Source organism: Nodularia sp. UHCC 0506 (assembly GCF_034931045.1).
Lineage (GTDB): Bacteria > Cyanobacteriota > Cyanobacteriia > Cyanobacteriales > Nostocaceae > Nodularia.
The window spans coordinates 44006-66376 of the sequence record NZ_JAYGHH010000028.1 but is presented as its reverse complement, the minus strand read 5'-3'; the positions used below and the strand labels follow the sequence as shown (position 1 = coordinate 66376).

Below are 22371 nucleotides of genomic sequence, written 5' to 3'. Positions count from 1 at the left end.
TATAATTATGGGATTGCGAATTTAGATTTTTACTTTCTCTGTAAATTCCGGTGCTGACGCAAGTTCTGAGACTGAGGTTTTCTCAATGGGACTACCTCCGCTTCACTACTCTCGCGGGCTACCCGAATCAGCAAAGCTATACTCACTAGGCTGGAAATCATGGAATTACCACCATAGCTAAACATGGGTAGGGGTAAACCTGTGGTGGGTAATGCACCTGTGGACACGGCAATATGTAACAATGATTGTCCGATAATCACGGTTGTAATACCGATGGCTACTAGTCGATTGACTATATTCTTAGCCTTTAATGCCACGATGAATCCCATAGTGGTGAATAAACCTAAGATTGCCAACATAACAATACTGCCAACAAAGCCAAATTCTTCGGCGAATACAGCAAAAATAAAATCGGTGTCCTGAATTGGTAAATAAAACAGCTTTTGTTGAGAAAGCCCAAACCCAACCCCCCAAGTTTGACCAGAACCAACTGCTAACAAACTTTGTATTAGTTGGTAGCCATCACCTCTAGGGTCAGCCCAAGGATTGAGGAATGACATGACCCGCCTGCGCTGATACTCTTTGAGGGTAATACTAATTAATGCTAACATTAGCCCCCCAAACGCTGTTCCGCCTAAGTATTTGTAAGGTAATCCAGCTGCTAAGGCAATTAACCAAATAGTCATTCCGCAGAGTGCGGCTGTACTTAAGTTAGGTTGTGCCAAAATTCCTAAAATTACTAAACAAAAAACACCTAACCAAGTTAAGCGAATTGGCCAACTCAACCTTTCCCACTGTCCAAACAGTCGCGCACTTTGCAGCACCAAAAAGGGTTTAATTAATTCTGAAGGTTGTAGGGGAATGGGGCCAATGGCTATCCAACGGGCTGCATCGAAAGCCTTTCTACCCAATCCTGGTATCAATGTTGCGAAGATTAACAGCAAAAACAGTGCTATAAACCAATGAGTCTTGCCCAAAATTTTCCGTAAGGGAAGATTCACAATCATGTTGAAGCCAATGAGGGCGAAGAAGACCCAAACAATTTGGCGCTTAAAGTAGTACAGTCCATCTCCTTGTCGGGCTTCAGCTACAGGATATGATGCTGAAAACAGCATAATTAAGCCGACAAATAGCCAAATTAATGTTAACCAGCGCAGTAACCGTGCCTCTAAGGCCCAGGTGGAGACGGAATCATCAAGAAATGGAATCAGGTGGCGTAGATTCACGATTTAGTACAGTAAAACTCATAACTCACAACTTATAACTCATAATTTGATACATTGCTTGCACAGCACCATTAACATAAGCTGGCGCAGACTGGTTTTTTGCTGTTTTTACTGGGTTTAGCAATATTCTCACAGTAGCGATTGCTTGTTCAATATTCTGGATATAATAACTTTGACTAGCTCTTTTTGCTTGACGGTCGTACAATCGCTTGAGTGGTAATGCTACTAAAGGTACACCCACGGCGGCACATTCATAAACTGTGTTGTATCCCCCCCCACCGATGACTATATCAGCTGCTGCTAGGCATTCTATACCTGGATGGTGAGATATCCACAAGTTTTCAGGACAATTATTAGGACAATTAGCGGCTAAAATTCTGACAGCACATTCAGGAAATTCTTGATGGAGTCGCAGTGTGATTTGAGTAAAGATATCTAATTCTGATGCTTGACCTGCTGCACACACTAGGATGATTTTCACAGGTTTATCTACTTTTAGAATACGCGATGTTCGCGTGGCGTTTCTCTCTGGTAATTCTTCAGCATTACGAATCAACCAAGGTGCTGTATGCTGAACACCAGGCAAATCTGCTAAACCTAAATCTGTACCTTCTCCCGGTATAATCACCATGTTAAAATTTGCCGTTACAAAATCCCGTAAATTTTTAGCAATAATATATTTAGGGTTAATATCTCGATGAATTAAGATTCGTGGTATAGAGTGTAATTGAGGTAGAATATTTGCCAATTCACCACCCAAACCTCTGGGAAAGGTATCAACAATTAAGCAGTCATAATCAATATTGAGTAAAATTTCTTGGACTTTTAGACAAGTTGCCGAAAATCCAGCATCATCAGGAATCCAATGTACTAAACAACCTTCATGACTGATTTTCTGTGCATAAGGACTATTAGTAATAATTCTGACTTTTCTCTGTTTTGCAGCAATTCTACCCAAAGACAAAGCACGAGTTAAATGTCCCCAACCGCCACCAAGGGCGTAAATTAACCAAGTTTTATGCAATAGTGAAAAGTAATTAATTTTAAAAAGTTCTTAATTCAAACTCAGCACTCAGCACTCAGCACTCAGCACTTTCCCCACTCAGCACTCAGCACTCAGCACTCAGCACTCAGCACTTTCCCCACTCAGCACTTTCCCCACTCAACTAGCACCCATATCATATTCAAAATTACCATCACTTTCACGTTCTAAACTAATAGCATCAGCTTCTGTAAAGTTGACATTACCAGTAGAGGGGTCATAGAAATAGCCATCACGGTTATCATAATAGTTATCACCCCAGTAACCGGAGCGATAATTGCCATAACCGGAATAAAAAGCATAGTCTTCTTCATAGGACTGGTAACAGTAGGGACAGTCTGTTTGATCAGTGCGATCGCACCTTCGTTTAAACAGAAATCCTACCATGCGATCGCATAGGTTTGTTGCTGTCAAGTTTACCACAATTTCGCAGTTACCAACTTGCAAGCGATCGCCATCTTTTAAACTACCATTACTCTTGTGCAAACTATTAATTTTCATTCCCATATTTGAATCTTGGGAAATCGCAATTAACCGTTGATTTTCCTCAGTAATTAAAACATGATAACCTGCAACTAAATCATCTGCAATCACCACTCTAGAAACTAATTTATCATTAATTTCTGCTGGCATTTCTTCAAAGTTCTTGCCAATAGCCACTGGAGTAGTGAATAATGGTTCTCGGCGTTCTTCTGTATTAGGATCTATCCAACTCAATTGAATCTGCAACTTTTACTGCCCTCCTGTTGAATTTACAGCATAAGCTAAGGCCGCTTGTTGTTCACGAGTGAGAACATCCAAACCAAAACAAGCGAATGCAATGGGTGAAATCTCTGATTTTGTCGAAAAAACTGTGGTTGCTGATGTATCTCTCAAAGAAGTTTTACCATCTCGAATCCTGATATGGTAAATTAGGCTTTGGTTTGGTTGATTAATCTCCCAGCCTTGATTTTGCATCTTAATTTGATAAATTGCTTTATTAGCAGCATCCTCTAAAGTATAGTGTCCATCATTCTGGCGTTTAAGAATATACAACACTTGACTTTCTTCTGAATTTTCTAGCTTCCACTGACCTTTTTCCCTGATGACATAACCCAAAACTTGTTCTAAAGGGTTTTTAATTTTCAGTTTTCCTGGGGTATTTTCTCTGATTCTAGCTAATTCCTGGTCATTTTCATCAACTAATTTTATGCCATTAGTTTGCTGTTTTAAAGAAAATAATTCCCTGCCAAACTCTGTTTTAAATTTAATTTTTCCAATCTGATTATCAACATTAGTTGCTGTAACTGCTTCTGGCGGAGTATTCTGTTGCTCAGTTGTATTTGTTGTTGGGTTGCTACTACAGCTTAAAAGAGCAGTAATTAGAAATCCTAAAGCTAAAAATCTCACAATTTTATTATTCATACAGCTTCCTTGGAAAGCATTTTTGCTAAATTCAGAACTTGATAAAGACTTAAAAACATTGCTACAATTGTTTGATATATTTTTTCTTGATTTTCTGCAAACTGTGGGTCAATCCTCACAGTAAAATTTATAGTTCTATCTGTAATTTTCAACCCTCTCACAGCAGCTAATTGAGGAATTTTTATCGCCTCTCTAACATCATTTTGCAAGACTTTCACGGCTCCATAGCGGCGTTGAGGATATGTTAAAATCAGATTAATCTCTAACCCTCCTGATTTAATTTTAGATTTGTATTTACTTTTACCACTGCTGCTACGTTTCCAACCATATTGTTTTTTAGATAAACCAGTAATAGTTAACACAAAACGCGTTTTATCTAAAAAGCGTCCTTTAATGTTTAACCATTGATTTTCATAGATATCTATCTTCCATCCACTCTTGTAGGGATGCTCTATAGTATTTGTTTTATGCTCATTTGTCTCATTTTTCTTAAAAGACAATTTTAGATAAATTAAATTTGTCTCATCTAAATCTCTAGCCAGCATTTCCATGAGTCGAAGTATGAGATTATATCGATAATTAATTAAATTTAATCTCCCGAATTTAGACATCATGAATAACGTATAAATCCAAGCTATGATTAAACCAATTAAACCCAGATTGATTAAAAACGCTACTATACCTAAAAACCCAGATACTGCGGCAGCACCAGATAAACTAAAGCTAATAACCCCTAAAATTGCTGCCCCTACAAAATAATAAATGGCTTGTTTGCCAAATTTATTTTTCTTGATTTCCGCAAGTTGCGAAAGTGCTGCTATATCATCTAAATCCGTTTTAATACTATCCAAAATTGCTGTATCTTCATAGATTAAACTTTGGCGTAGCTTTTGTAATTCAATAGGCATTTGAATCTGTACTCCATTAATTTATTTTATTAAGTTTATTTAAATTATTTTTCAACTCCAAGTAGATGAGATATACAAGTATAAATCGCTGCTAGTATAACAAAGTAAAAAATGCAGTGTCAATCAGGTATATAAATGTTTATGAATAAACAACAGATAGCCTATATATCCTTTGATATTGTCCCAGCACCAAAGGGCGCAGCTATCCATATTGCCGCTTTTTCTCAGGCTTTAGCAGCAGCTTTTGGCGATATCGCATTAGTCACAGTTTCTCCTACCGCAGAAGCAATAGATAATGAGCAAATATTCTTACAAGTGCAGCAAACAATGTTACCTGCTGTTGGTAGGAATTTAATTTCTAGAGTTTTATATTTTCAAAATAATCTCCGGGTTTGGTTACAAAATCGCCAATTTACAGCCATTCATATTCGTTCAATTTATGAAGGATTTGTGATAGCATTTAATAAAAAGCAATATTGTGAGAAGTTAATTTTTGAAGTCAACGGTTTACCTTCCATAGAACTAAAATATCGTTATCCTGGAGTAGCTGAAGATAGAGAACTACTACACAAATTACACACCCAAGAACAAATTTGTTTAACAGTAGCCGACTTAATTATCACACTCAGCCATGTGACTGCTGCTTATTTGCAAAATCGGGATATACCAGCTAATAAAATTAAAGTGATTCCCAACGGTGTAGATTTCGATGTGTTTACCTATCATCATTCTGGTGGTATTTTACCAGCCACAATTAAGCGCCCAGCAGTTATCCAAATCATTTATTTTGGGACACTTGCACCCTGGCAAGGTGTGAATTTAGCCATAGAAGCTTTAGAATTAGTAAATAAAGATGTTCCTGCTGATTTAACAATAATTGGACAAGCCAGAGAGAATCAAATCAAAAAGTTAAAGCAGCTGGCGTTAAAGTTAGGAATGGCAGATAAGTTAACTATTTTAGAACCCACATCACAAACACAGCTAATTGAACATATCCACGCTGCTGATATTATTTTGGCACCATTAATGCCCAGCGATCGCAACTTAGTTCAAGGTTGTTGTCCCCTAAAGATTTTAGAAGGTATGGCCACGGGAGTCCCTATAATTGCTAGTGATTTGCCTGTAGTCCGTGAACTAGGCGAAAACAAAGTACATTTTTTATTAGTCAAACCAGGTTCAGCCAAAGCCATTAAAGATGCCGTTTTGCAGTTACACAATGACCCGAAATTAGCTACCAACCTGGCTAAAAATGCCCGCCAGCGCATTGAAGAGAAGTATAGTTGGAAACTTGCCGGTGCAACCTTAACCACTGCTTATACCCAATTGGGCATCAAACGATTAAGTAAAATTTGAAGTTGTTGTTGCTCTTGAGCGATAGAATATTCATTGAGAATGCGATCGCTTGCTGCTTGAACAATACCATTTTTCTGTTCTATCGGCATAGTTAAACATTCCAACACCGCCTCACCTAATTTATGTAACTGAGAACGAGGCAACATAAAACCATTTTCACCATGTAAAATCACCTCTGGAATTCCACCCGCATCACTAGCAATACAGCAACAACCACAAGCCATCGCTTCTAGTAGCGCATTTGGCATTCCCTCCCACAGCGAAGGCTGGAGATAAACATCGCACAACCGGAGATATTGCGCCACTAACTCAGAATTAGATAAATGTCCCGTAACGATAATTCGCTGGGCATTTTCTGGCTGTTGAGTTTTATAAACTTGTAGTATAGATTCCTGAGAAGCCCTTACCTCACCGATAATTAACAAACAAGCCGGACGCTGACTGCGAACTGTTGTCAAAGCATTTAACAAAAATTGCTGGCCTTTCTTTTCCCGCAACTCCCCACAAAAACCTAAAACAACCTCATCAGGTGCAATTCCTAACTTCTCCCGCGTAATTTCGCCTGATTTTAATAAAGAAAATATATTTGTATCCACCGCATTTTTCAGCACCAACACATCATCCCGTCCACTCAGTAACTGTATTTTGCGAGACATATCAGCACTGACAGCCGTAATCACCTTAGCCTGTTTTAGCGTCCATTGCAGACGAGCAAAATCACCAGGCGGAAACATTTCTCTGTCAATATCATTACCACGGGCGCTAACGGTACTGGGTATATTTTTTAGTCCGGCAAACCAAGTAGCCAAAAAACCACTGGGAAAAAGATAATGACCCCAGATAGCATCATACCCACGAGTTTGCTGCAACCAGTCCAAGACATTCAACGTATGAGGCATCGTCATATCCCAATGACGGTATAAGCCTATACGATAAATTCGATACTTAGCCTCTACCATTTCCGGTGGTAAAACTTCCCCAGGTTGTAAATAACGACTCCAAGTAACAACATCAACTTCTATACTCAATTGGCAAAGCGTAGTTACAAGGCGCGTAGCACTACTAGCCAAACCTCCTAAATCTGGTGCAAACCGTTCTGTAATCAATAAAAGACGCTTCATTCAACTTTTGGTTTGAAATTAATCTGATTTGATGGGCTATTCATCGATATAGGAATTTCAATCAAAAACTCAGTTCCCTGTCCTGGTTCTGAAATACAACTCAGATTGCCACCGTGTTTTTCTACTATAATTTCATAGCTAATTGATAACCCTAATCCTGTGCCTTTACCCATTATCTCCAAGGTAAAGTGTACTTCCATCAAACCTTAATTTTAAAGACTCTTTACAACAGGAAGACCAGGAAACCATAAAAATAACTACTAGTATTCAATACTACACCAATGCAATTGCATCAATATTTATACTAGTCATATTTAGTTGAGTTGATGAGCTAAGTATATTAGCTAAATATATATACTTATGGGTAACTTTAGATCACTTTTATGCCACGATTCAATGCAGGATTTTTGCTAGACTATACTTAAGGATGCAGCTTTGTAAAGATATTTGACTAGTGAACTGTAAAATTCCCAACAAAAAAGAGGTCTACCTCGACCTCTTGACAACTCCCTAGAATGATGTTCGTTATATATTAATTACATCAACCCAGCATTAGTACCTTGTTTACCAGTTGCTAGTTCTACTTTCACAATTTTGCCACCCATTTTTTGAATACGTTGCTGTTCACGGAACCAGTTTTCGTAAGGAACTAGCTTGGTAAAGTAAGTATTTTGCAACTCTCTTTGAGTACGAATGCGAGATTGGCTGGGGACACAAGCAGTAACTTTAAACAAACGAGCCATATCTTAAATCTCCTACGGTGATTGTGAAAAGTTTTTTATTACAAAAAAAAATGGGAGTGTATATTCTATGCAAATATTTAAATTAGTCACTCCAAGTCTGGAAGTCAACTATCAATACTAGACCGCTAACACTCATTGACGATATAAGCAATAGAACGTTCTAACACTCACAGTTGATTTCCAGACCGCAATCAAGTCGCACCTAATGTATTAAGTGCCAACTAACTCTTAGCTTAAGCCAGAGGAGATATAGTCTAAGTAAACGCCCATTTCTTTACCAGCGTCGGGACCGACTAAGCTAGCGGTTACTTCTTTGATAGCTTGGATAGCTTGTACAGTAGCACCTACGGGAACACCCAAGGAGTTGTAGGTTTCTTTCAAGCCATTCAATACGCGCTCGTCTAGGATCGAAGGATCACCAGCTAACATAGCGTAGGTCGAGTAACGTAGGTAGTAGTCCAAATCGCGGATGCAAGCAGCATAGCGACGGGTGGTGTACATATTTCCACCGGGACGAGTGATATCAGAGTATAACAAAGACTTAGCTACTGCTTCTTTAACGATCGCAGCTGCATTAGCACTGATGGCTGTAGCAGCGCGTACACGTAGTTCACCAGTTACAAAGTAGCCTTTGAGCTTTTCTAGAGCCGCAGTATCCAAGTATTTACCTTGAACGTCTGAAGCGTTAATGACAGAGGTAATTGCGTCTTGCATGTCGTTATTTCCTTATTTCCAACCTTTTTGCAATACTTATGTTTCAGCAGAAGTAAAAAGAGCTTCAGCTTACTGCATCGCACCGACTAGGTAATCGAAGTAAGCGCCAGCTTCACCAGAGTCTTCAGCAGACAACAAGGTAGCAGCAACATTCTTCATCGCGTTAACGCCACCAGCCACAGCGTCAATAGGAGTGCCGAGGGACTTGTACATTTCGCGCACACCCACAACACCGATTTCTTCGATGGGGGTAACATCACCGGAAACAATTCCGTAGGTGACGAGGCGGAGGTAGTAGTCTAGGTCACGCAGACAAGTAGCGGTCATTTCTTGTCCGTAAGCGTTTCCACCAGGAGAAACAACATCAGGGCGCTTTTGGAACAACTGATCACCAGCTTGCTTAACAATGCGCTCGCGGTTTTCGGTCAAAATTTGAGCGATGCGGAGGCGACGTTCACCACCGGCAACAAAACTTTTGATCCGATCCAGTTCGCCAGGGCTAAGATAGCGGGCTTCTGCATCAGCATTCACGATGGACTTCGTGACGATACTCATTAATGGATTCCTCCAGTACTAATGAAACCAGAATTTGAAAAAACTGGCGAGACTTTAAATTGGTTGAGCAGTAGCTTTCTGTTCTCGCTGCTTTAGAGAAAACAATTAAACAATTGCCATAGCTATCGCATGACGAGTATGAGAGAAAATTCAACTGCCTTCCGCAAAACATTTTCCGGCATTCTGTTGAGCATTTATGACTCTTCTTAATACTTTGTAATATTAATTTTCAGATTTAACAGCCATTTTTTGCCGGAAAGCGTTATTACACAAGGGGAGCAGGGAGCAGGGGGAAGAGGCAGGGGGGAAATTTTTCGAGTCCCCAGTTTCCAATCTCCAGTCCCCAGTCCCTAATCCCTAACTTCTAACTCCTAGCGATCGCTTGGGCGACCTGTCAGTACAGCAGGTGACAAACTAGACCAAGATTGCTTCACTAAGTCAGCAGCAGCTTGGACGCTACCGAGGTAGTTCCCAGCTGGTAGTGATGGGTAGCGAGGATAAGGTACGACATCTTCACCAAAGAAGCGGGCATACTCTTGACTATCCACAATTGCCTCTACAGCAGCCCTTAAACCGCTATCAGCCAGCAACTTGTTATATTGGCGGATTTCGCCTTGTGTGGCTGGTGCGCGTCCCAATATGTGACGGAATAGGAATTCAATCACCTTGGTGTTGGGATAAGGTGTATAGAAGCGTTTGCGGTAGATTTCGGAACTAGCCAACTCTCTAACAAACTCCCGGACAGAAATTTCCCCGTTCCGCAGTTTGCTATCTAAGTTAGAACGGCGGAAGTCTTGGGGAACTTGACCGCTAAATATATCCAAAATTTGGCAGTAAGCAGCATTAATGACCTGTTGCTTCTCTGCTTGATTTGTATTCATAGTCATGCGGTGAATCCGTGCTGGTTTGCGGCGGCTAGTACCTACACCCACTTCCACAGATTGACCACGACCATCATTGAAAGAACGACCCAACTCAATGAACAACGGCTTGGTTTTGTCCATAGCTTTGGCTTGGGCTGCCAAATCTGCGATCGCCTTCGCTAAAATAGGCATATTCGCTGAGTTCATGCGGGGCTTCACAGTCTCAAAGCTCGGCACAACCACATCTTTATTTTGCTTCGTCAGTTGGTTGTAAAGCTTTTGCGTATTGGGGAAGTTAGCCGCCGGCAGAGTGGGGAAGCGACGATAAGGAACTGTATCTTCACCGAAAGCTTGGCTATATTCCGCACTTTCCACCATCTCAGTAATAAAGGCACGAATCCCTTGAGTAGCTAAAATCTGGTTGTACTTACGGATTTCAGCTTGGTCTATCGGCGCACGTCCCAAGAAATGCTTTGTTCCCAACTCAATCACCTTGGTGTTGGGATAGGGTGTGTAGAACTCTTTCAAGTAGAGATTCGAGTAACCCAAACCAGCAATAAATTCCTTCACACTGATTTCGCCGTTACCCAGCTTGCTTTCTAAAGCTGAAAACTCATTCTTGATGATGTAAGGTGCAACATCACGCTCAAAAATCTGACGATAAGCAGCGCTAATTAAAGTATTGACAGCAACTTTATTGCTAGTATTTGCTATTAGCTTAAAGACTTTGCTTTGTTCGCGCTTCTTGGTAACACCTTGATTAATGCGGAATTGGATATCAGGTTCGGTGCGGTTTTCTGTGACTGTACCCAGTTCCACAAAGCGAGGTGTTTCGACTTTTTCAACCTTCCCAGTTCCGACATCTTCACGAATACTACCAACGCGCAACTGACGCAAGGACACACCAGCCGGAGTCAAATACCGTTCGTAAGGTACTGTATCCTCACCAAATGCCTCGCTATACTCTGGGGTATCAAGAATGGCATCAACCACAGCGTAGAAACCTTTCTTCGCCGCAATATCAAAATACTTGTTGTTTTCTTGACGACCGTAGGTAGGACGACCCAACAAGCGGCGGTGCATATACTCGATTGATTTACAAACATACAGCGATGTCCAGTACAGCTTGCGGAATAAATCCGACTTCGCCAAAATGCGGACAAACTCGCGGACAGTAATTTCGCCGTTTTCTAGCTTAATTTCTGCCACCTTCAGGCGTTGACCTTCGTAAACGTCACGACCAAAAACTTGGAGGTAAATAGCTCTAATTACCGCTTGGGTAGAACTTTCTGAGAACTTGACGCTGACACCTTGACCACCCTTTCTGCTGAGAGTAGAAGGAACTTGATCCAGCTTAAACACCTTCCGTCCCAGAGTACCAGGAGCCTCGCCCCGTGCTTGGGGATTACTTAATTGATTATTAATCCCAGGCCCTTGGTGAATCAAGATGCGGCGGGTATCCTTACCAAATGGAGCCGGACTGCTGCTGGGGTTGCGGGTTTCTTTCGGGAAAATTGCCCCAAATTGAATTTCTAAGGGGTCATTACCAGAACCGTAAGGATGTTGGTCTGGTAGTGGGCGATCGTAAGCCGCAAAAGTCGTAATAAACTGAGGTACTTTGCGGAAAGGCGCACTGTATTTAAACAGGTCTTGCTGTGGTCCCCAGTTACGACATTCTTGGGCTTCTTGACCCAAACCACGCAAGTACGGTACAGTCTCTTCGCCAAAGTAATCGCCGTATTCGTCAGAATCAACCAAAGCATCAACCAAAGCTGGTAGACCGCCGTTAGAAATAATCGCAAAGTATTTTTGCACTTCTTCTCGGCTACTTGGTCCCCGTCCTAAAATGTGACGGAAAGCGAGTTCAATAACTCGGCTATTAATAAATGGCTGATAAAACTGTTTTTGGTAAAGGGGAGATTTAGCGAGACGGCGGACAAACTCCTTCATGGAGATATCGCCATTTTTGACTTTAGATTCTAAGTCAGAAATCGACAAGCTATAAGCACGGGTAATATCGCGCTCAAAAATTTGCCGATAGGCTGCTTTCACAACCTCAATTTTTTCACTGGCTGATAAACCAGGCTTCATGGCAAACTTAGGACGACGTTCTGCTGCTACGGAGTAAATTTGTGGCAGTTGTAGCCCTTGTTGGTCGCCAGAGGGACGTTGACGAACTTGGTTAGAAGGTGTGGGTGCTTTGAACTCGTTGAGTAAAACATCCATGTACTGAGACACAATTTCTGTAGCCACAGCATCCTTACGGAAATAGGAAAGTGATGCAGCTTTAATTTCCTGCAAAGCTACCAATGTGGCTTCAGTAGAGCAAGCATTTTCAATGATTTCCCGCAAACCCCGTGTGTTTACACTGATAATATTGGGATCTCCAGCCACAATTGCATAAGTTGCATAACGCAAGAACCAGGATAAATCCCGTAAGCTCTTACCCATGTTGCTAGGGCCATAACGGGCGACGTTGATGGGTCTAAAACCTGGAGGTATGGGGCCGCTAGGAGAGGAATTAAATATGGAACGTAAATTTTCTAGGAAACCACCACGACTTTCAACGTAGGTGACTGTTCCTAGTTTCATCCCTTCTGCAACACTTGCTTCAGATGTAGCAACCGCCCCAGCCATAGCTAGTTCTCGTTCTTTAGGCTTTTCTAAGAAAGCCATGGGCGAACCACCGACAAAAATCCGGTTGGCAGCGCGAGAAACAATAATCTCGGAATTATCCGTTAAAGTTTGAGCAATTTCTAGACGCTTTGCACCAGAAGCAAAATAGCTTGCTAGTTCGCTGAGTTCACCGTTTCCCAAAAAGCGGTCTTGCTGCTCGGCTTGGGAAATCGTCGCCACCGGCAGAGTTTGATATAGTTGCGGACGTGCAACGGAGCTTCCACCACTTGCCTTAATGCTCATTAGATTTGTAAAACTCCTTTAATTTATTTATGTGTTAAATCTGGGTTGTTTTGAGGCTTGACACATCGGTGTGAGCATGGACTAAGAGTGCTACCTGCAAAACTGCCAGTTAATTAACCCAGTTAGCTTTAGATTAAAACGTTTTGCGTTGACGCTGGTGATTTATTAAGAAGTATGTACAATCTGTTATCCAAATGGGTTTGCCGGAATCAGTACATATTCTTTTTGGGCGAAAATTCACTATCGTTTTGTATCAACCCGTTACAAAATTACCAGCACATTTTGTTGTAAACGTATTATTTTTTAATATATTTTAATGTCTGACTAACTTAATTTATGATGTGCTGATTAAAAATTAACTAGATGCTACAGTTATAGGGCAGGCAAGATGCCTACCCCACAAAATTTTTTTTTAAACAGGACTGAGTAGAAATCTATCGCTTCTTTGCTGTTCTCTGTTCCCCAGTTCTACCCTCACCTGTAAATTCTGGGTTAGTCGATTTTGAGATCCGTGAAAATTTTAATCAATGGAAATTCTCTGAGGCCCGTTAGCTTTGCCATTATGAGCCTCATTGCTGGGGGTAGTATAACCAGTTGAGTTAATTTGTTTATCCAGCCAGCTTTTTACGGGGTCATCCTTGAGGTTGAGTCGCAGCACACCAGAAAAAAATCCCCCCATAAATGAAACTGGGTGCTTGGTCAATTGTTTAAATATTGGTGACAATTCATCAATGAACATATTTGAGCGTCTCCTATTATTTGAATTGATCGTAACCTGGAAAGTTAAACACGCGATGAATCGCTGCTCTACGAGGAAAGGTTGTTAAGCAGTTGGGAGTGTAAATTTACCAACTCCCCCCTGCATCTTTCCTGAAATCTAGGACATTGGCCCCTGGTCGGGAAACATACACTTATCAGAGTCACAGCCACTAGGGCCAGCTTCTGTTAACTCACCGGAATCATAGCGGCTGAGAACTGCACAAAAATCATCTGTGTTGCGTCGCTCTTTCACTTCTTGACTTAAACGCTCGTATGTGAGTTTGTCTATTGGCTCAAATGGTAGCCGGGGGAATGATTGTAAGTCATCAAACCGAGCTAAAAGTGCTGCGGAGATATAACCCTGATCATTTTGGATGGTTTCGTAAATCTTTTGTCCTAGTCCTTCAACTTCTTCAGACCGCAATTCTAAGGTAGCTGATGTGTTGTGAGTCACATACCAGCGCTGGACTTGGAGGACAAAATCAAATTGAGCTAGTACAGAGAATTGAGAAACATCAATTTGGTCTGCTCCTGGGACATCAGCCCAAGATACGGCTACGGGTATTTCTACTAGCCATTCACTAACGCGAGGATCAAAAGGATCATTTAACAAATTACCCTGTTCATCTTTGTCAGATTGGGAGGGGATTACACTGTAACCGTAGTCAATACAGGCTAGGGCTACGGGGTCATTTTTGCCAAAAGTGATGCGGCGAATAAATCTTTGGGCTTTGGGGGGATGCCAGCCAGAACTAGCGCCGGTGAGCAAGGATTTAGTGCCACTGGGTTGGACTGTAGTACAGCGATTGGGACGTTTTATTTGATGGCGATCGCAATATTCCCACACAACTCGATGCACCGTATCTTTCCAGAAGGTTAAATATTTCTTTTCTTCTTCCTTAAAGGCTAATCCTTGGGGAGTTTCCGGTCTTCCTTCTTCCCACCAATGCAGCCAATCAACACCAAAAGCATGAACAAAGAAATCAAATAAACCTGTGAAAGAAACCCCCACAATTGGATCTAACTCCCGGCTTTCTTGATAGCGGGGTTCTAAAAATTGATGATTTAAAAGTGCTGCTACAGATAAAGCCCCAGCCGTGAAAGCCTCCTCCTGTTCTTTATAGTTCTGTGGATCAATTTGATTTAAGTGTATCTCCGCAAGATTACAGTTTCCGGTGAGTGTATTACCAAAAACGCCCTTATGATACTCCGGCTCATTAAAGCAGTAAGTATTATGTAATCCTGGTAATTGTTCAACACCCTTGACAACTTGCCATTTACCTTTGCACTTGGCATTTGTACCTTTACTCACATCCAATCGCTGACAAGGAATCTCGCCACAATCAGTTATTTGCAAGTAGTATAAATCTTTGCTTCTAACACCATAGTTAGTCACAGCCCCTTGATGAGCGCAAAGATTCAAAGATGAACGAATACCACACTTAGTTAGTAGTAACTGAACTCGGTATGCTCGCTCATAGTCAGAGATATAAATTCTGATCCCATTGCTGTGAGTATTTGAGCCATCTGTATCAGCTAAACCAGCCAGAAAATGCAAAATTGCGGCACGATTCCAACTAGCAATGACATTTAAGGCTTCTGGATTTATTTTCAGGCTTTTGAGAAATTCCCCAGAAAAACCTAAGTTTGTAGCATCTGTAAAACTAGGTAAGTAGTCATACTCTCTGGTTGCAGATTTATTTCCTGCAACAGATAAAGCTGCTTTTTTGCCATATAACCTAATTTTGGCATTGTCATTTTGGTCTGTTGTGCCATCTCCTACAGCTGCGCCCAGAGTGTAAGCATAGCTGACATCAATACTCAATCCGTCATCGTACTGAATTGTAAACGGCTCAGTGTGAATACTATATTTGCTAGTATCCATCAAATCTTTTGTTTGTACTTCTTTGTAAGTCTTGCCAAACCTATCTTTAACAAAGAAGCGGTGATACTCAGTCACATCTAAATATGTACCGTCTCCAAACCGCACACGATACAGGGGAGAATCGCTACTTGTTTGAAATGGTTTGACTTGACTCCATTTTTCACCATTCCAAATTTCAACTTCACAGCCCACAACATCTTCAATTTTGTGGATTCCATCTCTAGTGATTAGTAAGGTATCACCACTGACACAATGGAAGTTAGAGCCGATAATTTCACCACAATTGTGTGCCACAATGCCGTTAGCATCAAATCGAGAAACTCCAGGCACAGTACAGTCATAAACTGCTTCTACACCATCTGGAACAATGTCTTTGATTTTAACTGAGAAACGCTCACGATTTAGCTGTCGTTTGTATTGACCGCATAATTCTTCTAAGCGTGCAGCTTTTTTCGGCTCCTGAAATCCCACGATTGTTTGGAAAGAAGAGATATTATCATTAGCAATCACCAGTTCATGCTGTGCCTGACAGAGATATAAAGCTGGTTCACGATTACTATCAGGAAGATGACGATAGCTTTCAGGACGACGTTCTTGATAAATTCTAGAAATAATCCCCAAGCGGGACAGCATTCTTTGAACTCTCTTCAAGGTTTCAAGATTGCTTTGTGCCAGTCTGACACTAACACCTTTTTGTTGATTACCTTGAACACTGCCATCAGCATCGAACAAGCCACGCAAAAAGCCACGATAAAACTCATAGCTGGCTTGCTCAATTTTATCTGTGGGTATTTTGTTCTCTAAGGTAACATCATAATCTGCTGCCAATCGAGCCAAGTTTGATGAATTGATGACTCGATGTTTTAGCTGTTGATGGTAGCACCCGGATTCTGTGGAACCTGAAAAATCAATCGCATTTTTGAGTAAAGTTACAGCATATCTGCCCATTTCGTCTTGGGTGTCTTCCCAATATCGGAGATAGGCTGTTTTACCCCATTGTGTTGCAGCAAGGCTACCATCGCCAATCAGACTACCCAGCAACCAACCCTGCTCAAAAGTACCAAAGCTTTCCCAAGGTTGAACTCCACGATGGTTATGAACCAAAATAGAATCGCCAGGGTGCAAATCTTGAGTTTCTACCCACTCGGTGTATTGCTTTTTCTGGGTTTGGGCTGTTACTTTCAGTAGCTGATGATTGCCTGTTAAACGCAATTCATAGCCTTCTTGAGTGATCACTTTAAATACAGGTTTGACTCCTGTCAACCAAAAGCCATCGGTTGTAGTGCTGAATAATTCGCCATTGACATATACACTCAATTGTTTGCCTATCAAGTCTTTGACTTGTCGCGCACCTAATTCAGTGTGAATCCAAGTGTCAGCAGTAATACAAGGATTTAAGCCGTAACGAGCTAAACGATGTTCTAGTTCTTTGGCATCCAAATCAGGATAGTGTGCTTGTAACCACTCTTTTGCTGTTCCTTGTTCATAGGATTTCAAGAAATCAACTTTTAACTCTTGTGTTGGTAGTAAATCACGGTTGGATCGAGCTACTGCTTCACCAGCCCATTGAATTGCACCTTCGCCACTGTAGTATTGTTTACGTACAGCATCAACACATTCTTCTAATGTGGGCTTACGGTGAAACACTCTTGTATGGTTGGCCATCCGTAAAGCGTCACGGTCAGGATCAATACGCCAGTTGCCATTTTCATCCTGTTGCCAGAGGTTATCTTTGGCAGTTGCGCCTTGTTCATCGTCAGAAATAAACTGACGAATCCCCGCGCTTCTACGTATATTTCCTGCAACAATTGTGACAGCAGCTTGATCGATTAACAAACAGCATTCCACTGAATTTAATTGTCGTCCTCTGGCTTTATTGAGGATGGATACACAACGCTGATAGAGTCCTGGCAACTTGACAGGATTAGCCACCCCTCCAAAGCCCTTGAGAGTTTCTCCCGACTGACGAATATCGCTCAGATCAACCACTACTTGCACTTCTGCTGTAAATCGTTCATCTGTGGAAAGTTCCAATAAGCTTTTATAGGATTCTACCCAACCTTCCCGGCTATCTCCCACATGGATGATAACGTTATTACCTTCTATCTGGGTTTGGGTGTATTCACGGCGTAATTCTGGAGATGTGCTACCAATTTCTCCATTTACCGTCACATTTAAGTAATTGCGGATGGGAGGTAATTGATTAATATATTGCGGTTCTATAACGGCTCCAGTCCCACAACCCATCATCGCTAAATCCATCATCAACCCGAAAGCGCTCCAGTCTTGCAGGTTGGTGGAGGTGCAGTTATAAGCCCCAGAAAAGTTTTTGGGTTTGCTGATCCATTCTGTACCACCTACCCATAACCAGCGTCCACTGGGTAAGGCTTTGAGGTTGCGTTGCATATTCTCTAGGATGGCAATTTCGGCTGGGTTGAGCTTCCCTAACTCAATGATGCCTTGGAGGGTGCGATCGCATACCTCATCCCATGTTTCCCTCAGCCCTGCCTTTGTGCGGCGGCTGTAGGTTCTAAAAAAGACAGGATTCGCAGCTGGGGCGGTTTCTGGAAATTCTGCACTCTGACGTTTTCTTTCTAACTCTCGAACCATAATCAAGTCTTATTGCTTGCGAACAGATTATGACTATACGCTAACTAGATTTTGGATTAAAGATTGCCAAATTTTCCACTTTGCGCTACCACTCATCCGGTACTAATTACAACTGAAATTGATCGTGTATAATGTCTTTTCGCTCTGGTGGCAAGTTTTGTACTGTGTTATAATTCAAACGTATATAATTTCATTCTTTGTTATGGTTTTTCAATAGTTAGTTAGCATCGAAAAATTGCTTGATTTTGCCTATATTGACATGATAAAAATGTGATTGTTCTGGTTACATATACTATTGCAAACTAGTGAAATTACTTAAAGAATAGGCAAACTAAAATCGTGATTAAGTAGTTATTATTGATAAGATTTGGATACATATAGGATTCCTATTTGAATTTTGATAGCTGGCGTGGCATAAGCCATACACAACGACCTATACCTTGATTCTTTCTTCCCTGTTTCCTGTTCCCTACCTCTACGAGTAAATATGGCTACGCCACACAAGCTACAGGAACCAAGCCGGATTCCTATATCGAATGAGACTATAAAACATCATGCGGCAAAACTTCCTAGTTTTTTAGCCAATGGTGAAATGAAAAATGGGGACTTGGGAATAATTCAAACTACGTCCCTGATAAAGCTGTTATGTCAACAATTCAATATTTATAGAATACCTTCGTTACAACTAAACTTGAATTTACCTTTAAACAAATACTTAAATAAATGAGTCTAAGTGGGAAAAAATATGAATTGGATGATGACATAATTTCCTAGATTGGGAAGAAATACTTAAAGAGGACTGTATGAATTTTAGTTCAATTTTCGCTAATTATCCTCACAGTGTATGGCTATATGACCAAATAAATGGTCAGTTTTTAGATGTAAATGAAGCTGCTATTATTCAATATGGTTACTCTCGTGAAGAGTTTTTGCAAATGCAAATAACTGATGTTTATCTTCTAGAAGAGATTGTCTGTTTACAAAAATACTTAGCAGAAAAAAATTCTGGCAATTTATCTGGTCAATGGAAACATCGTCACAAAAATGGCAATATCATTCATGTTGAGACTGTGACACACCCTATAAAATATGGTGAATATGATGCTCATCTTGTAGATATTCGAGATATAACAGCACGGAAAGAAATCGAGAAAAAACTTCAGGAAAATGAGGCTAGATTTCAAGCAATTTATCAAGCCATTCCTGTACCATTAATTATTTCTCGTTCATCTGATGGGTCAATTTTATATGCTAATCCAGAATTACTGCAAACATTTTGTTGTTCGGCAGAGGATTTAATCAATCGCCCAGCATCAGATTTATACTATGATCCGGCGGAGAGAACAGCGATTTTAGCAGCACTTACCCAAGATGAATCAGTGCAAAATTATGAATTGCGACTTAAGAAAGCAGACGGCAGTTATTTTTGGGCGATCGCTTCACTTCAGTATTTAACTTTTAATGGAGAATCGGCAATATTAGCTGTATTTTCGGACATTACAAAACGTAAGCAGGCTGAACGAGAACAATTGATGCGAACTGTAGCTCAACGAATTCGGCAATCTTTAAACCTGCAAGAAATTCTTAATACTACCGTTGAAGAAGTGCGGAATTTACTCAAGGTGGATCGAGTTATAGTCTATCAGTTTGCCCCAGATATGAGCGGCACAATTATGGCTGAATCGGTGGGAGCAGGATGGACAGTGGCTTTAGGGGTAAAAATTGAAGATACGTGTTTTCAAACAGGTGGAGGTGTGGAGTATCGCCAAGGACGCAAACGCGCGATCGCTAATATTTATGATGCTGGATTGAGTGCTTGTCATTTGCATTTGTTAGAACAGTTTGAAGTTCAAGCTAATTTAGTGGTACCGATTCTGCTCAAAATAGATGAAGAAAATACTGGATCATATTTGTGGGGTTTATTGGTGGCGCATCAATGCTCTAGTAGCCGCAATTGGGAAGATAATCAACTGGATCTGCTGGATCAACTGACAGTACAGATTGCGATCGCAATCCAACAATCGACCATATTCCAACAAGCTCAGAATGAATTGGCTGAGAGGCAAAAAGCTGAAATTAACTTAAGAACTGCATTACTAGAAAAAGAAGTTCTATTAAAAGAAATTCACCATCGAGTTAAAAATAACTTACAAATTGTATCGAGTCTCTTACAACTCCAGTCTCAAACACTCAAAGATCCGGAAATTATCAGAGTTTTTCAAGATAGCCAAAATCGCATCGATTCCATTTCGCTGATTCACAAAAACTTATACATTTCTCCTAATATCGGCAAACTAGATGTGGTTGACTATATAGAGAATCTAGTCACTAGCATTCTTATCTCTTATCAGATACAACCAGGCACAATTTCAATAGAAACTAATATAGATGAAATTGATTTAAATGTTGATCAAGCTATTGCCTGTGGGCTAGTGATTAATGAATTATTATCGAATTCCATCAAACACGCTTTCCCTCAACAAAAAACAGGTACAATTACTATTGATTTACATAACATTGGTGACAAAATTGAAATGGTAATTCAAGATAATGGCGTTGGTTTACCACACAATTTAGATTGGAGTAATACTGACTCTTTAGGACTTTCATTAGTTTATGACTTAGTGACAGAACAAATAGAAGGTAGCATGACAGTAGAAAATCATCATGGGACAGTATTCAAAATTCAGTTTCCCTATTTAAATTTGCATTAATAAATTTCCAATGGATCACGTGAAGATTTTAGTCGTTGAAGATGAAGTTATTGTAGCCAGAACCATTGCCAATCAACTGAATCAATTAGGGTATATAGTTACAGGCAAAGCCTCTTCAGGAGAAGTTGCGATCGCCAAGGCATTAGAGACTAAGCCACAACTGGTTTTAATGGATATTATTCTTAAAGGTAATATGGATGGGATTACAGCTGCTGCTAGTATTCGTGAGCAGTTAGATATTCCCGTGGTTTTCCTCACTGCTTATGGCGACGACAAAACTTTACAACGTGCTAAACTCACTCAACCCTTTGGATATGTAGTTAAACCATTTACTTCAAAAGATTTAAGAATAGCTGTTGAAATTGGGTTATTAAAACACCAACTCGAACAAGATTTACGGGAAAGTAGAGACAAATTAGCCACGCTGTTAAACTCAATGAGTGATGCTGTCATTGCTACCGACGAGCAGGCAAAAGTGACCTTTATGAATCCGGCGGCTGAGTTACTCACTGGTTGGAAGCAAGCAGATGTCCAAGGAAAAGATATATCAAAAATTTTTAATATTGTTGATGAAATTACAGATACTGCACTAGAAAACCCAGTATTAAAAGTGCTGCGAGAAAAAAAAGTCGTTTATTTAAGTGAATTTACCTCTCTAATTACCAGAAATGGCCAGAAAATTCCCATTGGAGATAGTGCTTCACCTATTATGCGACGACCCGATAATATCGATGGTGTAGTGATTGTTTTCTGGGATCTCAGTGAGCGTCGTCAAACAGAATTGCTAGAAAAAGCATTGAATCAAGAGCGTGAACTCAACAATCTTAAGTCCTTATTTATCTCTACAGTTTCTCATGATTTTCGTAACCCCCTAACTGTCATTCAAACAGCAGTAGAACTCATAGAAATCAAGGGAGATAGTTTAACACCAGCTAAAAGAAGCACCTACATACAACGAATTAAAGTTGCAGTAGAATCTATGAAACAATTAATGGAAGATTTACTATTCATGGGTAGGTCAGATGTGGGAAAACTGGAGTGCCATCCCCATTTAATCAACTTAGAGCAAGTATGTAAGGAATTTATTGCAGAATTTTCTCTGATTACTAATGATGAAAATAAAATTATATTTACCTGTCATAGCGAACGCACAGATGCTTTGATAGATGAAAAACTCTTACATTACATATTGATAAATTTAGTATCTAATGCAGTTAAGTATTCTCCTAAAGATAAAAATATTCAAGTTGATTTAACCTGTGATGTCATAAAAAAAGTAGCCATATTGCAGATTCAAGATCAAGGAATTGGCATTCCTGAAGCAGATCAAAAGCGACTATTTGAGTCATTTTATCGTGCTTCCAATGTCGAATCAATACAGGGTACAGGACTTGGTTTAGTAATCGTTAAAAGGTGCGTTGAAGCTCACCAGGGTGAAATCAGTGTCACCAGTCAAGTTGGTTTCGGTACAACATTCAGAGTAACTTTGCCTCTGTGAGTGGGGAAAGTGCTGAGTGCTGAGTGCTGAGTGGGGAAAGTTATGAGCGAAGAAAGT

Annotated in this window: 16 protein-coding genes; 3 read left to right on the top strand and 13 right to left on the bottom strand. The window is 40.5% G+C overall.

What is annotated here, in order from left to right; genetic code table 11:
- Positions 1-29: 29 nt before the first annotated feature.
- From VB654_RS15830 to VB654_RS15810, 5 genes are all read right to left on the bottom strand, one after another.
- On the bottom strand, positions 30-1226 hold the full coding sequence (locus VB654_RS15830) for an FtsW/RodA/SpoVE family cell cycle protein (protein WP_323214732.1): 1197 nt from the start codon (positions 1224-1226) through the stop codon (positions 30-32).
- 25 nt (positions 1227-1251) lie between these two features.
- Positions 1252-2250, bottom strand: coding sequence for a glycosyltransferase (locus VB654_RS15825; RefSeq protein WP_323214731.1), 999 nt, complete (start codon positions 2248-2250; stop codon positions 1252-1254).
- A 138-nt stretch (positions 2251-2388) separates the two neighbouring features.
- Positions 2389-2997 (bottom strand): FHA domain-containing protein, encoded by a 609-nt coding sequence (locus VB654_RS15820; protein WP_323214730.1) that lies wholly within the window; start codon positions 2995-2997, stop codon positions 2389-2391.
- A gap of 3 nt (positions 2998-3000) precedes the next feature.
- Complete coding sequence (locus VB654_RS15815; RefSeq protein ID WP_323214729.1) at positions 3001-3672, bottom strand: hypothetical protein; 672 nt, start codon at positions 3670-3672, stop codon at positions 3001-3003.
- A complete protein-coding gene (locus VB654_RS15810; protein WP_323214728.1) occupies positions 3669-4580 on the bottom strand; it encodes a hypothetical protein in 912 nt (303 codons plus the stop codon). Before VB654_RS15810 ends, VB654_RS15815 begins: the two co-directional genes overlap by 4 nt.
- 141 nt (positions 4581-4721) lie before the next feature.
- Here VB654_RS15810 and VB654_RS15805 point away from each other — a divergent pair, with 141 nt between their 5' ends.
- Entirely contained in the window at positions 4722-5933 is a 1212-nt protein-coding gene (locus VB654_RS15805; protein WP_323214727.1) for a glycosyltransferase family 4 protein, read from the top strand.
- On the opposite strand, the gene VB654_RS15800 is transcribed toward VB654_RS15805, so the two are convergent.
- From VB654_RS15800 to nrdJ, 8 genes are all read right to left on the bottom strand, one after another.
- A complete protein-coding gene (locus VB654_RS15800; protein ID WP_323214726.1) occupies positions 5894-7054 on the bottom strand; it encodes a glycosyltransferase in 1161 nt (386 codons plus the stop codon). The two genes, VB654_RS15805 and VB654_RS15800, sit on opposite strands and share 40 nt — an antisense overlap.
- Positions 7051-7254 (bottom strand): ATP-binding protein, encoded by a 204-nt coding sequence (locus VB654_RS15795; protein WP_323214725.1) that lies wholly within the window; start codon positions 7252-7254, stop codon positions 7051-7053. The genes VB654_RS15800 and VB654_RS15795 overlap by 4 nt, the downstream gene beginning before the upstream one ends.
- A 336-nt stretch (positions 7255-7590) precedes the next feature.
- Complete coding sequence (locus VB654_RS15790) at positions 7591-7797, bottom strand: phycobilisome linker polypeptide (RefSeq protein ID WP_323197260.1); 207 nt, start codon at positions 7795-7797, stop codon at positions 7591-7593.
- Between the two features lie 228 nt (positions 7798-8025).
- Positions 8026-8511, bottom strand: a complete 486-nt coding sequence (gene apcB / locus VB654_RS15785) for an allophycocyanin subunit beta (protein ID WP_193999007.1) — start codon at positions 8509-8511, stop codon at positions 8026-8028.
- A 69-nt stretch (positions 8512-8580) separates the two neighbouring features.
- A complete protein-coding gene (gene apcA / locus VB654_RS15780; protein WP_323214724.1) occupies positions 8581-9066 on the bottom strand; it encodes an allophycocyanin subunit alpha in 486 nt (161 codons plus the stop codon).
- A 371-nt stretch (positions 9067-9437) separates the two neighbouring features.
- A complete protein-coding gene (locus tag VB654_RS15775) occupies positions 9438-12848 on the bottom strand; it encodes a phycobilisome rod-core linker polypeptide (protein WP_323214723.1) in 3411 nt (1136 codons plus the stop codon).
- 520 nt (positions 12849-13368) lie between these two features.
- A complete protein-coding gene (locus VB654_RS15770; RefSeq protein ID WP_323214722.1) occupies positions 13369-13587 on the bottom strand; it encodes a hypothetical protein in 219 nt (72 codons plus the stop codon).
- Between the two features lie 138 nt (positions 13588-13725).
- Positions 13726-18102, bottom strand: coding sequence for a ribonucleoside-triphosphate reductase, adenosylcobalamin-dependent (gene nrdJ, locus VB654_RS15765; protein WP_323214721.1), 4377 nt, complete (start codon positions 18100-18102; stop codon positions 13726-13728).
- 803 nt (positions 18103-18905) lie between these two features.
- Between nrdJ and VB654_RS15760 the strand changes: the two genes are divergently transcribed.
- Both VB654_RS15760 and VB654_RS15755 read left to right on the top strand, forming a co-directional pair.
- Positions 18906-20816, top strand: coding sequence for a PAS domain S-box protein (locus VB654_RS15760; RefSeq protein ID WP_323214720.1), 1911 nt, complete (start codon positions 18906-18908; stop codon positions 20814-20816).
- A 10-nt stretch (positions 20817-20826) separates the two neighbouring features.
- On the top strand, positions 20827-22314 hold the full coding sequence (locus VB654_RS15755) for an ATP-binding protein (protein WP_323214719.1): 1488 nt from the start codon (positions 20827-20829) through the stop codon (positions 22312-22314).
- Positions 22315-22371: the final 57 nt, after the last annotated feature.

Excerpts from the sequence above, each read along its gene's own strand:
- nrdJ (WP_323214721.1), bottom strand. The coding sequence starts at position 18,102 with ATGGTTCGAGAGTTAGAAAGAAAACGTCAGAGTGCAGAATTTCCAGAA.
- VB654_RS15790 (WP_323197260.1), bottom strand. The coding sequence starts at position 7,797 with ATGGCTCGTTTGTTTAAAGTTACTGCTTGTGTCCCCAGCCAATCTCGC.
- VB654_RS15795 (WP_323214725.1), bottom strand. The coding sequence starts at position 7,254 with ATGGAAGTACACTTTACCTTGGAGATAATGGGTAAAGGCACAGGATTA.
- VB654_RS15775 (WP_323214723.1), bottom strand. The coding sequence starts at position 12,848 with ATGAGCATTAAGGCAAGTGGTGGAAGCTCCGTTGCACGTCCGCAACTA.
- VB654_RS15805 (WP_323214727.1), top strand. The coding sequence starts at position 4,722 with ATGAATAAACAACAGATAGCCTATATATCCTTTGATATTGTCCCAGCA.
- apcA (WP_323214724.1), bottom strand. The coding sequence starts at position 9,066 with ATGAGTATCGTCACGAAGTCCATCGTGAATGCTGATGCAGAAGCCCGC.
- apcB (WP_193999007.1), bottom strand. The coding sequence starts at position 8,511 with ATGCAAGACGCAATTACCTCTGTCATTAACGCTTCAGACGTTCAAGGT.
- VB654_RS15770 (WP_323214722.1), bottom strand. The coding sequence starts at position 13,587 with ATGTTCATTGATGAATTGTCACCAATATTTAAACAATTGACCAAGCAC.
- VB654_RS15760 (WP_323214720.1), top strand. The coding sequence starts at position 18,906 with ATGAATTTTAGTTCAATTTTCGCTAATTATCCTCACAGTGTATGGCTA.
- VB654_RS15810 (WP_323214728.1), bottom strand. The coding sequence starts at position 4,580 with ATGCCTATTGAATTACAAAAGCTACGCCAAAGTTTAATCTATGAAGAT.
- VB654_RS15755 (WP_323214719.1), top strand. The coding sequence starts at position 20,827 with ATGGATCACGTGAAGATTTTAGTCGTTGAAGATGAAGTTATTGTAGCC.
- VB654_RS15800 (WP_323214726.1), bottom strand. The coding sequence starts at position 7,054 with ATGAAGCGTCTTTTATTGATTACAGAACGGTTTGCACCAGATTTAGGA.
- VB654_RS15815 (WP_323214729.1), bottom strand. The coding sequence starts at position 3,672 with ATGAATAATAAAATTGTGAGATTTTTAGCTTTAGGATTTCTAATTACT.